Source organism: Streptomyces aurantiaciflavus (genome assembly GCF_049808595.1).
GTDB lineage: Bacteria > Actinomycetota > Actinomycetes > Streptomycetales > Streptomycetaceae > Streptomyces.
Genome location: NZ_JBNCAQ010000056.1, coordinates 1 through 13,538, shown reverse-complemented (window position 1 = coordinate 13,538; position 13,538 = coordinate 1). Strand labels below are relative to the sequence as shown.

Below are 13,538 nucleotides of genomic sequence, written 5' to 3'. Positions count from 1 at the left end.
CGGTCACTGTGCGTGTTCCTCGCCTCCGCCGACGTAACCCGAGGGGGCAAAGCCGACGATAGTGACGAAAGCGACCGCTGTCGGCTCCGTCGGCCGGGCAGGTGGCGCCCCGGTCGAAGAATCGGACAAATCCTGGCAAGGTGGCTCCATGGCTGATCGGGGAGCGAGCACGCTGTCCGTCCCGGCTGACTGGCCCGCCCACCCGGATCCGATCCTGGCGCTCAACCGCATGGGCAGCTTCGACTGGGACCTGGACGCCGGGCTGTTCCACATGGACGCCCGAGCCCACGAGATCTTCGACCTGCGCCCCGAGGAGTACGACGGCCGCCCGGAGAGCCTGTCCCCGCGGATCCCGGACGCGGAGGCCGTCCGCCTGGACACCCTCGTCGCCCGGGCCATCAAGGACGGCAGCGAGAACTACGGCGCCTACTTCCGCCTCCGCCGCCGCGACGGCGGCCTGCGCTGGACCCACACCCAGGGATACATACGGCGCGACGAGACCGGCCGCCCCCGCCGGATCATCGGCATCGTCCGCGACGCCACCGACGAGCTGAACGCCCTCGCCGCCCGCCGCGACGAGGCGACCCTCGACGACGCGCGCCGCGAGCAGACCAGCGTCGTCCAGCTCACCACCGCCGCCCTGGCGCACGCCCGCACGGTGCAGGACGTCATCGACGTCCTCAAGGACACCCACGGCCTCACCCACCTCGGCGCGACCAGCCTCGTCATGGGTCTGGTCGAGGCGGGCCGCATACGGCTGGTCGCCGAGGGCCCCGAGGGCAGCTTCGTGCCCGGCACCCTCGTCACCCGGATCGACGAGCCGTACCCGATGAGCGAGGTCGTGCGCACCCTCACCCCGCGCTTCATCGAGTCGCCGGAGGAGTTCGCCGCCGGCTACCCCGTGCTGTGGCCGCACATCACCGACCTGAAGATCACCTCGGCGGCCTATCTGCCGCTCATCGTCCAGGCCCGCCCGATCGGCGCGATGGGACTGCTCTACAACGACCGGCGCGGCTTCACCCCCGAGGAGCGCAACATCCTCGTCGCCCTCGGCAGCAGCATCGCCCAGTCCCTGCAACGGGCCATGTTCTACGAGCAGGAGAAGGACATCGCCCAGGGCCTCCAGCAGGCCATGCTGCCGCGCGCCATCCCCAGCGTCCCCGGCGCCGACGTCGCCGTCCGCTACCGCGCCGCCACCATCGGCGGCTCCCTCGGCCGGGACATCGGCGGCGACTGGTACGACCTGGTCCCACTACCTGGGGGTACCCCCTCTGGGGGAGGCCGGGTCGGCGCCGTCATCGGCGACGTCCAGGGCCACGACACGCACGCCGCCGCCGTCATGGGCCAGCTGCGCATCGTCCTGAAGGCCTACGCCGCCGAGGGGCACACCCCGGCCACCGTGATGGCCCGCGCCTCCGTCTTCCTCCACGAACTCGACACCGACCGCTTCGCCACCTGCCTCTACGCCGAGGCCGACCTGTCGACCGGTGTGGTCCAGGTCGTGCGGGCCGGCCACATCGACCCGCTGGTGCGCGGCGCCGACGGCACCTGCCGGCGGGTCCCCGTGCCCGGCGGGCTCCCGCTCGGCCTCTCCGCCGAGTTCGGCAGCCTGGGGTACCCGGTCGCCACGCTCGAACTCGACCCCGGCCACACGCTGCTGCTGTGCACCGACGGCCTGGTCGAACAGCCCGGCGCCGACCTCGACGACGGCATGCGGTCCCTCGCCGAGCTGATCGCCGCGGCTCCCGAGGACGTACGGAAACTCGCCGACCGGCTCATCGAGGTCGCCGAGGAGCGCGGCGGGGACGACGACGTGGCCCTGCTGGTGCTGCGCCGGCGCGGCCCGGACATCGTGCAGGCCGGGGGCCGGCTCCAGCAGCACGTCGCGCCCGGTGACCCGCAGGCCCTGACCGAGGCCCGGCACATGATCCGCGCCGCCGTCCGCGCCTGGGGCGCCGAGGACCGCTCCGACGAGGTCGAACTGGTCGCCGACGAGCTGATCACCAACGCGCTCATGCACACCGAGGGCGCCGCGATCGTCACCCTGCGGGTGCTCACCGGCGGGGTCCGCCGGCTGCGGGTCGAGGTCGAGGACTCCTCCAGCGCCCTGCCGCGCCGCCGCGAGGCGGGGGAGTCGGGCGTGTCCGGGCGGGGCCTGCTCCTGGTCGACCTGCTCACGGACGCGTGGGGCGTGGAGGCGCGCGGCGGCGGCAAGTGCGTGTGGTGCGAGTTCGAGATCCCGGAGTGGACCTGAACCCTCCCGCCCCGGATGGCACTCTGGACGTATGCCGGAACTCCCCGAGGTCGAAGCGCTCAAGGACTTCCTGACCGAGCACCTGGTCGGCCACGAGATCGTCCGCGTCCTGCCCGTCGCGATCAGCGTCCTCAAGACCTACGACCCGCCCCTGGCCGCCGTCGAGGGCCAGGAGGTCACCGCGGTGCGCCGGCACGGCAAGTTCCTCGACCTGGAGACCGCCGACGGCCTCCACCTCGTCACGCACCTCGCCCGCGCGGGCTGGCTCCACTGGAGGGACCGCCTCCCCGACGGCCCGCCCCGCCCCGGCAAGGGCCCCCTCGCCCTGCGGGTCGCCCTGGAGACCGGCGAGGGCTTCGACCTCACCGAGGCCGGCACGCAGAAACGTCTCGCCGTCCACCTCGTACGGGACCCGCGGGACGTGCCCGGCGTGGCCCGTCTCGGCCCCGACCCGCTCGCCCCCGACTTCGACGAACAGCGTTTCGCCACCCTCCTCGCGGGCGAACGGCGTCAGCTGAAGGGCGCTCTGCGCGACCAGAGCCTGATCGCGGGCGTCGGCAACGCCTACAGCGACGAGATCCTGCACGCGGCCAGGATGTCCCCCTTCAAACTCGCCGCCTCCCTGACCCCGGCGGAGACCCACACCCTCTACGAGGCCCTGCGCACCACCCTCACGGACGCCGTGGAGCGCTCCCGGGGCGTGGCGGCCGGCCGGCTCAAGGCGGAGAAGAAGACGGGCCTGCGCGTCCACGGCCGTACCGGCGAACCCTGCCCGGTGTGCGGCGACACCATCCGCGAGGTGTCCTTCAGCGACTCCTCGCTGCAGTACTGCCCGACCTGCCAGACGGGCGGGAAGCCGCTGGCGGACCGGAGGATGTCGAGACTGCTGAAGTAGATCCGGTTCATCGGCGGACCGACCGGTCGTCAGAGCCCGCGTGTCACGAGACGGGCGACGGCCGCCTGGGTGGCGAGCCGGAATCGTCGGGCCCTTCGTCGCCGGGATCACGGTTTCCCTCGCGCTCCTCGCCGCCGGAGCGCAGTGGCACGGCCACCTGTTCCGTTCGTGCCGGGTGAGCGCGCCCGGCATCAGCGCCGCCGCGGCGGTGAGCCGGGAGGCGGTGAGCGGCGCGATCGTCCCCGTCGGCGGTCACCGCGGAGCCGGGCTACCGCGGCTCCAGCGTCACCAGCCGATCGCCTTCCTTCGTCCGCACCTCGTAGCGCGCGATCTCGTCGGGGTGGTAGGCCGCGCCGCCCTGCATCGTGTTGGGGCGGGCGTCGTGGTCGGGCGCCATCCAGCTGGTGACCGTCTGCTCCGAGCCGTCGTGCCCGACGACGATCAGGTGGCAGGCCCGCGGACCCGCGGCGTCCTTGATCTGGACCTCGATCTGGCTGCCGTACGCCTCGTTCTCCGTCGTCACCTGCGCCCACACGCCCGACTTCTCGTCCGTGGCGGTGATGCGTACGGCCTCCTTCTCGCCGCTGCCCGCCATCATCGCGAGCGCGGGAGCGGCGAGCGCGACCACCACCGAGGCGGCCACGGCGTACAGCAGCCGGCGTTTCGCGGCCCGGTGCCGGGTGGCCACCTCGGCCAGGAGCCGGTCCAGCAGCCGCGGACCCGGCCCGGCGAAGGGGTGCACCGCGCGCGGTGTCGCCCGCCGGTACAGCATCAACTGCCGGGTGGTGGGGCCGAACTCGGTGACCTGCGCCGCGCACTGAGGACACTCCATGAGGTGGTCCTCGAAACGGAAGGCCTCCGCCTCGTCCAGCACGCCCAGCGCGTACGCGCCGACGTCGCGATGCCTCTCCAGGGACCTCATGCCGAAACCTCGTGCCGTTGAGTGCCAGTGGGGTTACTCCTTGCTCCCACCGGTACGGACCAGGCACGCGAATCACTCAAGGCGCGTACCGAATCGTGACCGAAGTATTCGGAGCGGGTCGGCCCGCGGATTGGTCGGGATCTAAAAAAGATGGATCGCGAGGTGTCCGAGGGGCAGTCCGAGCTGCCAGGCCGGCGTCCAGACCTTGGGTCCCTCGTCCTCGCCGACGCCCGGCGCACCGCCCGGCACCGCGTTGAGGTCGGGGGCGAGCAACTCGGTCTCCTCCAGCCACCGCCAGGCCGCCGACGCCAGCTCCAGATCGGGCGCGGGATCGCCCGACTCGGCTGCCTCGGCGGTGAGTTGAGCCATCCGCTCGTCCACCCAGTCCTGCCACGGCTGGTCGTACGCGGTGAGCGAGAGCCAGGTCTCCAGCTGGGTGACGACCCGGATGCCGGGGAGTTCGCCGTCGGTGTCGGAGAGGAAGATGGTCAGCGCCAGCGCGTCACGCCCGGCGCGGAACTCGAAGGACGTCGGCGGCATCAGATCGCCGGTCCGCAGCAGTTCGTCGGCGATGTACTCGGCGTACAACCAGGCCATGGGAACGGTGAGTTCACCGCCGCCGGAGCCGTCCGTGCTCTGATGACCTCTGTGCAGCATCCCTTCCTGCCTTCCTCCGGTGCGTGCGCGTCACCCGTCGCCGGGGTCCCTCATCCGGAACACGGATAAGGACACCCGATTACTCAACCGAGGTGGTCGGCAAGGCGCTTTACGGAGGTTTGACTCGACCGTGGGTTTCAGCGCAGGTCGGCCGCGTAACCGGGAAGCACCCGGCGCAGGGCGCGCAGCGCGTAGTACGCGCGGGACTTCACGGTACCGGGCGGGATGCCGAGGGCTTCGGCGGCCTCCGCCACACTCGCCCCCTGGAAGTACACCAGCACCAGGACTTCACGGTGTTCGGGAGTGAGTGTCTTCACAGCCTCGCGCACATCGAGGGCCGCGGCCGCCCGCTCGGCGTGGTCGGCGCACACCGGCGCGTTCTCCAGCACCGCGTCCCCGACCTCCGCCGGCCGGGCCTGCCGGGCCCGCCGGGCGTCGATCGCGAGCCGCCGGGCGACGGTGAGCAGCCAGGGCCGTACCGAGTCGAAGGCGTCGGCGCGCAGGGCCTCGGGATGCTGCCAGGCGCGCACCAGGGTTTCCTGGGCGAGGTCCTCGGCCCGCTGGCGGTCGCCGTCACACAGCCTCAGCAGCAGCGCGAAGAGCGGCCGGCCGTGCTCGCGCTGCAGCGCGGCGAGCTCGTGCTCGGCGGTCGTCGTCCTGGCGGTGAGGGTGGTTCCGGCCGTCATGGGCGTATGGCACCGCAGGGCGGCCGGGAGGGACAGGCCGCGCACACGCCTCTGCGGCGGACGGTCGATCGCGTCGACGAACGGTTCGACGAACGGTCCGGCTACGCCGATCGCGCGCATCGGCCGGGGTGGCGGGAGCGCCGGGGCCGTGCTGCTTCATCCATCGATTAGTAGTGATGCGTGCGTAAATATGACAATCCGTATGAAGCGGGGTGATCCGGTGATCGCACGCAGACACCTGGTGTCCCTGGCCCTGACGGCCGTCCTCACCGCCGCCGCCAGCCAGGTCCACGAACGCCGGACGGCCGCGCGGCCCGGCGACCCGGGCCCGCCCGCGGCCCGCACCTTCACCCTCGTGGCCTCCGGCGACGTCCTCCCGCACACCTCGATCCTCGACCGGGCACGCTTCGACGCCGGCGGCTCGGGCTACGACTTCCGCCCCATGCTCCAAGGCGCCCAACCCCTCGTCTCCGGCGCCGACATCGCCCTCTGCCACCTGGAGACCGTCCACGGCGCGAACGGCCGCCAGAGCGGCCGTCCCCGCTTCACGTCCCCGCCGCCCCAGCTCGCCGTCGCCCTCGCCACCACCGGCTACGACAGCTGCTCCACCGCCTCCCACCACAGCCTCGCCGACGGCGCCGACGGCATCCGCCACACCCTGGACGCCCTCGACAGCGCCGGCGTACGACACGCGGGCACCGCACGAGCCCCGGCCGAGGCCACCACCGTCACGCTCCTGCACGCCGGCCCCGCGAAGGTCGCCCATCTCGCCTACACCTACGACACCAACGGCCTCCCGCTCCCCGAGGGGCAGCCCTGGGCCGTCAACCGCATCGACGAGAACCGGATCCTCGCCGACGCCAGAGCCGCCCGGGCGGCGGGCGCCGACGTGGTCGTCCTCTCCCTGCACTGGGGCACCGAGTGGCAGGACGCGCCGGACGACCTCCAGATCACGCTCGCCAGGAGCCTCACCGCCTCCCGCACGCACGGCCGCCCCGACATCGACCTCGTCCTCGGCACCCACACCCATGTCCCCCAGGCGTACGAGAAGGTCAACGGCACCTGGGTCGTCTACGGCATGGGCGACCAGATCGCCGGTGAGATGTCCGACCGGCGGGGCGTCCTCGACCCACGCGGCAACCAGTCCGGCGTCGCCCGCTTCACCTTCACCGCCCCCGCCCGTCCCGGCGACCGCTGGGAGGTGACGAGGGCCGCGTTCGTGCCGATGATGTTCGACGTCGACGCCGGGCGGATCGTGAACCTCGGCAAGGCCCTTGCGGCGGGCGCCGACGTGCGGGGCGTGCGCGACCGGATCCGCGACGTCGTGTTCAGCCGGGGCGCGGCGAAGGACGGACTGGTGATGGGCGAGTAGGACGGCTCCCTCGGTGACGGGGTGCTACGGCACCACCGTCACCGGCCACCGCCCCGCCTTCACCAGCCGCACCGCCACCGACCCCACCAACCGGTGGCCCGCCTGCTCGGAGGCGCCCACCACCACCGCGTCGGCCTTCAGTTCGTCCGCCGCCTTCACCAGGCCGCCGTACGGGTCGCCGCGGAACGTGTGGAACTCCCAGCGCACGTCGAATATGCCCTTGAGCCGCTCGGCGGCGTCCCGGATCTCCGCCACCAGGCCCTGGGCGATCTCGTCGGTCGTCTCCGCGACCGGCACCCCGAGCGCCGCGCCCCCCGCCATCACCGGCTGCACGTACACGACGGCGAGCAGCGCGCCCTGGCGCCGGGCCAGACCGCCGGCGTAGGCCGCGGCCCGCAGCGAGGAGTCCGAGCCGTCCACGCCGACGACGATGACCTTCGGCCCGTCCGTGCCCCGCTCGAACTGATGCGAGTGCTGTTCCGTCACAGGGCCGAGGCTATCGGAACCCGCAGGTCCCGCCGCCACTCGGGCCGCTCGACGGCGGGAGGCCCGGCGTCCCCCCGCCCGGAACCCCGAACACCACCACGGAGGCCGTCACGGCCCAGGACACCGAGTGGGCCCGCCGCTGCGCCGGGCGGGTGGATTCATGCCGCCGGCCCGGTGTCGGCGGGGGGCGTCGAGTCCCTGCCGGGCGACTCATGACTCATGCAGAAGGATCAGTTGTTCACGCGGCGCCGGATGCTGCTCGCCGGCACCGCCGCCGTCGGGGCGGCCGGGACGGCCGGGCTGTTCGCGTGGGGAACGGGCGGCGAGCCGGCCCCGCCCGCCGCCGGCGCCCCGGTGCGCCGCCTCCCGATGAAGCCCTCCGCCTACCGCCTCCAGCCGCTGACCGGATACGGCCCGCCGAGCACCGCGCCCCGCCGCATCCCCGTGCGCCGCGCCCCGCTGCTGCGGATCTCCGGCCGCGGCCGGACCATGGTGCTGACCTTCGACGACGGGCCCGACCCCCGCTACACCCCCGGCATCCTCGACACCCTCGCCGAGTACGACGTCCGCGCGATGTTCTTCGTGTGCGGGGCGATGGCCGCCGAGCACCCCGAGCTGCTGGCCAGAATGTCCGACGAGGGGCATGTCGTCGGCAACCACACCTGGTCCCACCCCCTGCTCACCCGGCTCAGCCGCCGGCAGATCCGCTCCGAGATGTCCCGCACCTGCGATGTCATCGACGACGCCTACGGCGAGCGCCCCCGCTGGTTCCGCGCCCCCTACGGCGCCTGGAACCGCGCCGCCTTCCAGCTCGGCGCCGAACTCGGCATGGAGCCACTGGCCTGGACCGTCGACACCCTCGACTGGACCACCCCCGGCACGCACACCATCGTGAACCGGGTCGAGGAGGGCGCCGGCCCCGGTGTCGTGATCCTCTCGCACGACGCCGGGGGCGACCGCACCCAGAGCGTCCGCGCCCTGCGCACCTACCTCCCGCAGCTCCTGGACTCCGGCTACCACGTCGCCGTCCCGCGCCGGCAGTACGTCTAGGGCCTGTTGCGACAGTGGCGTCGTCGCCCGAAGGGCGGCCGCGCGCCCGCCGCGGAGCGGCTGATGTCGCCGTGGGTGCGTGCTCTCGGCGTGCCGCCCGGAAGCCCTCGTACTGGGCGTACTCGGGCTTTCGGGCGGTGCGGCGAGTTGGGGCACCTCCCACGCCCTTCAGGCAGTGGGGGAGCGTGCCGGGCGTCGCGCGGCAGGCGCCACTTTCGCAACAGGCCCCTCGCCCGCCCGGCCGGGTCAGCGGACCTCGACCAGGCGGGCGAAGGCGACCACGTTCCCGTCGTAACCGTTCGCCTTGGAGAAGCCGCCGCCACAGGTGATCACCCGCAGCTCGGGAGTGCCCTTGGAGGCGTAGACGCGGTCGCCGGGGAAGTTGCTCTTCTCGAAGACCTCGATGCCGTAGACCTCGAAGACCGCGGTCCTGCCGTCCTTGCGCGCCACCTCGACGTGCTGACCCTTCTTCAGGGCCCCGAGGCCGTAGAACACGGCGGGGCCCTGTTTGTTGTCCACATGGCCGACGACGACCGCGGTCCCCTTCTCGCCGGGCGAGACGGCGCCGGTGAACCAGCCGGCCAGATTCGGGTCCTCCGGCGGCGGCGCGGCGACCCAGCCGTCCACGTCCAGACCGACCGGGACGATCGGGGCGTCCACCTGGATGGCGGAGATGCGCACCCGGTCGGGCACGCCGTACGGCAGCGGGTCCGGGGGCCGGCCGTAGCCCCCCTGGGCGGCGCGGGTGTCCGCGGCCGCCGCCGAGGCGGGCTGCGGCGGGCCGACGTCGAACTCCCCCGACCCATTCCGGATGAGCGCGAGGCCGGTCAGCAGCACCAGCGCTATCACGCCCCACGGGGCGCGCTTCTTCGGCCGCTCCTCCTCTTCCGCCATCCTGGACAGCCCGTACCCAGACATTCGCCATCCCCTTTCGACGCGGCCGTCGCCACGTCCTTTCGCGCATAGGAGAACGCTAAGTCCCGCAAGGGCGAGCGGCGACGGGACAGAGGCGAACGGGTGGTGCTTGCGGCCCCTTGGTGCGCCATCCGAGTTGCCGCGACCAGGAAATTTCCTACGGCGCGTGACCTGCGGCTATATCTGATTGTGTGCTTTTCGTTCGGCGTGTCGTCTCACCAGGACGGACCATTCCCGACATGCGGGCGCGTCCCGCGCGTCTGAGGGTCTTTCCGGGAGGCGTTTTCTCGCCGACATCCGGGGACGGTCCCCGGGGGGCGCCTTCCGCGGAGGATCACATGCGCAACTCACGTGCCCTGACGGCCGCCGTCACCGCGGTCGCCGTCCTCGGGCTCGCCGCCCCCGTGGCCGTCGCGGACGGCATGGCCACTCCGGGCAGCCTGAGCGAGAACGACTTCGGCGGCAACGTCTACAACAACAACGACAACGACTTCGGCGGCAACGGCCGCGACAACGACTTCGGCGGCAATGGCCGCGGCAACCGTAACGACAACGACTTCGGCGGGAACGGCCGCAACAACGGCAACGACAACGACAACGACTTCGGCGGGAACGGCCGCGGCAACCGTAACGACAACGACTTCCGCGGGAACGGCCGCAACAACGGCAACGACAACGACTTCGGCGGCAATGGCCGCGGCAACGGCCGCGACAACGACTTCGGCGGTAATGGCCGGAACAACGGCAACAACAACTTCGGCGGTAACGGTAACGGCAACAACTTCGGTGGCAACGGGAACGGTAACGGCAACAACTTCGGCGGAAACGGGCGCGGCAACGGCAACGACAACGACTTCGGCGGGAACGGCCGCGGCAACGGGAACGCCAACAACAACTTCGGCGGCAACGGCAACGGCAACGGCAACGGCAACGGCAACAACGGCAACGCCGGCGGCAATGGGAACAACGGGAACAACGGGCACAACGGGAACGCCGGGAACGCCGGGAACGCCGGCGGCAAGGGCAACAACTTCGGGCCGTCCCCCAGCAACATCGTCGCGCAGCCCAGCATCATCTCCCGTGGTGGGCAGCTGACCGTCACCGTGGACGGCTGCCGCAACGGCGGCACCGCGAGCTCGGACGCCTTCCGCACGATCAAGCTGTCGCCGATCAGCGGCGGGAACGGGACGGCGCGGGGCACCGCGACGGTCAACGCCGACGCGAGCCCGGGTTCGCACAGCATCACGGTCAGCTGCGACGGCCGGACCCTGACGAACCCGAACGCCTTCACCGTCCTCGGCGGTGTCCGCGGCGGTCTGGGTGGCAGCAGCTCCAGCGGCGCCACCTCGACCGACATCGCCATCGGCGGCGGACTCGTGGGCGCGGCCGTCATCGGCGGCGGACTGTTCTGGATGCGCCGCCGCGCCGAACGCCGGGCCTGAGACCGCCTTCCCCGGATCGGGCGATCCCGTTCCCGCGTGGCCGGGGGACGGCACCGGCGTGGCGTTCGGCCCCGTCCCCCCCGGCGGCGTCAGCCCTTGGCGTCCGGGAAGAGGCTGAGGAAGGGTTCGGCCGACGCGGCGATGCCCCGGCTGTAGGGCGCGTCGAAGTCCCAGATCAGGAAGAGCAGGAAGGCGATCAGGGCGGAGAACAGTCCGGCGAGGACCAGTTCACGGGCCGTGCGCCGGATCTGCAGCGCGAACACCATGCCGATGGTGACGACGGCCCCCGCGACCAGCCCGAACCACACCACGCCGGGCATGGTCGCCCCGGTCGATTCGGCGCGGTTGTTGCGCGCCTGGTCCGCGGTCGCCAACTGGTCCAGGAGCGGCTGGTAGGCCTGCGCCTCGAAGTCGGACCGGGGTTCGTAGTCGGTGAGGTCGACGCGCAGCCGCTCGAGAAGTACGTCGCCGCGCTCCGTCACCTTCCCCTTGTCGGCCATCGTCCTCCACTCGGTGGTGACGACGTGTCCGACATAGGCGTTGACATCCTCCCGAACGCGGTCACGTACGTCGGCCGGGTACACCCGCACCCGCTCCGAGATCTCGTGCAGCGCCTGGGCCTCCGTCTGGACGTGGTCCTGGGCGAGACCGCGGGCCTCCCAGACCCCGGCGATGGCCAAGCCCAGGACGATGGCGTACACCACGCCGATCCACATCGTCATGTACTCGATGACGTCAGGGGTTTCGGAGGGGTCGTCGTCCTCGGCCGCCGTGCGGTGCCGGACGAGGGTGATGACGACCACCACCGCGCAGGCGGCGAGCATCGCGAGGGTGAGAACAAGCCATTCCGGCAAGAGAAGCCTCCAGGATCGGCTCAGCGCGGCCGCAGCGCGGCGACGGCGATCACCGCGGGCGCGGTGATGAGCAGGACGTAGGTGACCGGCGAGGGGCCGTTGTGGGTGCGTCGTTGGCGCGGTGCCGAGTGGTACGCCGGGTAGTGGATCGGAGTCGCGGAGGGACGTGGCGTGGGTTTGGGCGTGGGGGTCGGGGTGGGCGTCGGTGCCGGGGGCGGTGTGGGGGGTGCGACGGCCGGAGCCGGTGGGGGCAGCGGTGTCTCGGGCGGCGGCGGCGCCGGCGCGGGCGGCGGAGGGGGCGGTGGGGGTTTCGGAGGCGGGGGCGGCGTGGGGGTCGGCCTCGGTGTGGGCGAGGGCGTGGGCGTGGGCGTCGGCTCGGGCTTCGGCGGGGGTGTCTCCTTGGGCGGTGGCGGCGGCGGTTTCGGCTTCGGCGGTGTGGGGGTCGGCGTGGGCGTCGGTGTCGGTACCGGGCACTTCGGCGGCGTCGGCCACGCGATGCTCCCCGCGACCGCCACCGCCTCGGTGCCGTCCGGGCCCGTCGAGGCGTACGCGCAGGCGTCGGCCACGGCCACCCCGGCCGGCGCGGTCGCGAGGATCCAGACCGCGGCCACCAGGGCCAACGCCCGTGCGGAAAGGGCGGATCGGGTCGTTTCGGGTCCATGCACGACGGAGATCATGAGGCCTCGTGCCCCGGTGTGGTCGGGTGCTCGGGGGTGATTGCCCCGAACGGGGGAAGTCCGCCCCCGGGGGTTTGGGGGGCGGACGTCCACGCGTCCGGCCCGCCGTACGGGCGTGCGAGGGCGTGGCCCGAAGCGGGCTGTGTCACAGGCGGCGAAAAGAATTTTGTGCCGCGTTGAACACAACACCCACCGGCATGCGTACCCATGGCCGTGCGGCGGCGCAGCAGGGCGCTGCAACACCCTTGTGATGATCGGGGAGTTGTTGACGATGAAGACCTCCTGGCGGAGCGCCTCACTCGTGGCGAGCGCCGTGTCCGTTCTGGCGCTGACGACGGCGTGCGGTCAGGAAAGCGGCACGTCGAACGCGAGCCAGAACGTGGGGGTTACGGCCCCGGCAGGCACCATCGCGGGTGTGGGCAGCGGCACCGGCGGTGTCGGGGCAGGCGTCGGCGCGGGCGCCGGCACCCCGGCGGCCACGGGCGGTGTCGGGGCGGGCACCGACACCGGCACCGGTTCCCAGGCGGGCGTGGCGGGTCAGCTGTCCGTCTCCGCCAACGCGGAACTCGGCAAGGTGCTGATCGACTCCAACGGCATGACGCTGTACCGCTTCGACTCGGACACCCAGGAACCGCCCAAGTCCAACTGCGACGGCGACTGCGCGAAGACCTGGCCGCCGGTTCCCGCCGACGACGCCACGGCCGGCGACGGCATCGACAAGTCGCTGCTCGGCGAGGTCACCCGCTCCGACGGCACCAAGCAGCTGACGGTCGACGGCTGGCCCGTCTACCGCTACGCCAAGGACGCCAACGCCGGTGACACCAACGGCCAGGGCGTGGGCGGCAAGTGGTTCGCGCTGGCCCCCGACGGCAAGAAGGCCAAGGCGGAGTCCGCCCTGCCCGGGCTGTCGGTGCGCAAGGACCCCAAGCTCGGCGACATCGTCGTCGACAAGAACGGCATGACCGTCTACCGCTTCCTCAAGGACAAGGCCTGGCCCAAGCCGGTGTCGAACTGCAACGGCGCCTGCGTGGAGAAGTGGCCGGTCGTCGCCCCCGTCGCCACCAACGACACCGAGGGCGTCCAGAAGAAGGGCCTGATGAGCTTCACCCGGGGCGACGGCGTCAAGCAGATGACGGTCAACTGCTCGCCGATCTACACCTTCTCCGGTGACAAGGCTCCCGGTGACATCAACGGTCAGGGCGTCGGCGGCCAGTGGTACGCCGTGGCCCCCGACGGGAAGCTGGTCGGCGCGCCGGAGCAGTAGAGATCACCTCCCCAGGGCTGATCACCGCATCTGCCACGGCACGTACGACCCCCGGTCCGCCCCC

11 protein-coding genes and 1 pseudogene are annotated in these 13,538 nt (G+C 72.2%); 6 read left to right on the top strand and 6 right to left on the bottom strand.

Going from position 1 to position 13,538, the window contains the following annotated elements; all coding sequences use genetic code 11:
- Nucleotides 1–148: 148 nt before the first annotated feature.
- Together ACPT94_RS40065 and ACPT94_RS40060 are read left to right on the top strand one after the other, a co-directional pair.
- Complete coding sequence (locus ACPT94_RS40065; RefSeq protein WP_425248002.1) at nt 149–2,254, top strand: SpoIIE family protein phosphatase; 2,106 nt, start codon at nt 149–151, stop codon at nt 2,252–2,254.
- Between the two features lie 31 nt (nt 2,255–2,285).
- Nucleotides 2,286–3,149 carry an Fpg/Nei family DNA glycosylase gene (locus tag ACPT94_RS40060; RefSeq protein ID WP_425248001.1) on the top strand — a complete coding sequence of 288 codons (864 nt, stop codon included), beginning with the start codon at nt 2,286–2,288 and terminating at the stop codon, nt 3,147–3,149.
- Between the two features lie 268 nt (nt 3,150–3,417).
- Here the strand turns inward: ACPT94_RS40060 and ACPT94_RS40055 are convergent, their stop codons facing one another.
- From ACPT94_RS40055 to ACPT94_RS40045, 3 genes are all read right to left on the bottom strand, one after another.
- The gene (locus ACPT94_RS40055) at nt 3,418–4,071 is read right to left on the bottom strand and encodes a zf-HC2 domain-containing protein (protein WP_360345228.1); all 654 of its coding nucleotides are present in this window, start codon (nt 4,069–4,071) and stop codon (nt 3,418–3,420) included.
- A gap of 141 nt (nt 4,072–4,212) precedes the next feature.
- Nucleotides 4,213–4,728, bottom strand: a complete 516-nt coding sequence (locus ACPT94_RS40050) for a hypothetical protein (protein WP_360345226.1) — start codon at nt 4,726–4,728, stop codon at nt 4,213–4,215.
- A gap of 137 nt (nt 4,729–4,865) precedes the next feature.
- A complete protein-coding gene (locus ACPT94_RS40045; RefSeq protein WP_360345224.1) occupies nt 4,866–5,414 on the bottom strand; it encodes a sigma-70 family RNA polymerase sigma factor in 549 nt (182 codons plus the stop codon).
- A 220-nt stretch (nt 5,415–5,634) separates the two neighbouring features.
- On the opposite strand from ACPT94_RS40045, the gene ACPT94_RS40040 reads away from it, so the two are divergent.
- On the top strand, nt 5,635–6,786 hold the full coding sequence (locus ACPT94_RS40040) for a CapA family protein (RefSeq protein WP_360345222.1): 1,152 nt from the start codon (nt 5,635–5,637) through the stop codon (nt 6,784–6,786).
- Nucleotides 6,787–6,810: 24 nt separating this feature from the next.
- On the opposite strand, the gene ACPT94_RS40035 is transcribed toward ACPT94_RS40040, so the two are convergent.
- Nucleotides 6,811–7,272 (bottom strand): universal stress protein, encoded by a 462-nt coding sequence (locus ACPT94_RS40035; RefSeq protein ID WP_360345220.1) that lies wholly within the window; start codon nt 7,270–7,272, stop codon nt 6,811–6,813.
- A 219-nt stretch (nt 7,273–7,491) separates the two neighbouring features.
- On the opposite strand from ACPT94_RS40035, the gene ACPT94_RS40030 reads away from it, so the two are divergent.
- Nucleotides 7,492–8,322, top strand: a complete 831-nt coding sequence (locus tag ACPT94_RS40030) for a polysaccharide deacetylase family protein (protein WP_360345218.1) — start codon at nt 7,492–7,494, stop codon at nt 8,320–8,322.
- A 246-nt stretch (nt 8,323–8,568) separates the two neighbouring features.
- Here ACPT94_RS40030 and ACPT94_RS40025 read toward each other — a convergent pair whose 3' ends face one another.
- A complete protein-coding gene (locus tag ACPT94_RS40025) occupies nt 8,569–9,240 on the bottom strand; it encodes a class F sortase (RefSeq protein WP_360345216.1) in 672 nt (223 codons plus the stop codon).
- A gap of 1,034 nt (nt 9,241–10,274) precedes the next feature.
- On the opposite strand from ACPT94_RS40025, the pseudogene ACPT94_RS40020 reads away from it, so the two are divergent.
- Nucleotides 10,275–10,679: pseudogene (locus ACPT94_RS40020) on the top strand (hypothetical protein); the annotation flags it as partial.
- A gap of 89 nt (nt 10,680–10,768) precedes the next feature.
- Here ACPT94_RS40020 and ACPT94_RS40015 read toward each other — a convergent pair.
- Complete coding sequence (locus ACPT94_RS40015; protein WP_360345285.1) at nt 10,769–11,533, bottom strand: bestrophin-like domain; 765 nt, start codon at nt 11,531–11,533, stop codon at nt 10,769–10,771.
- Between the two features lie 948 nt (nt 11,534–12,481).
- Here ACPT94_RS40015 and ACPT94_RS40010 point away from each other — a divergent pair.
- A complete protein-coding gene (locus ACPT94_RS40010; protein WP_360345214.1) occupies nt 12,482–13,474 on the top strand; it encodes an SCO0930 family lipoprotein in 993 nt (330 codons plus the stop codon).
- Nucleotides 13,475–13,538 lie beyond the last annotated feature (64 nt).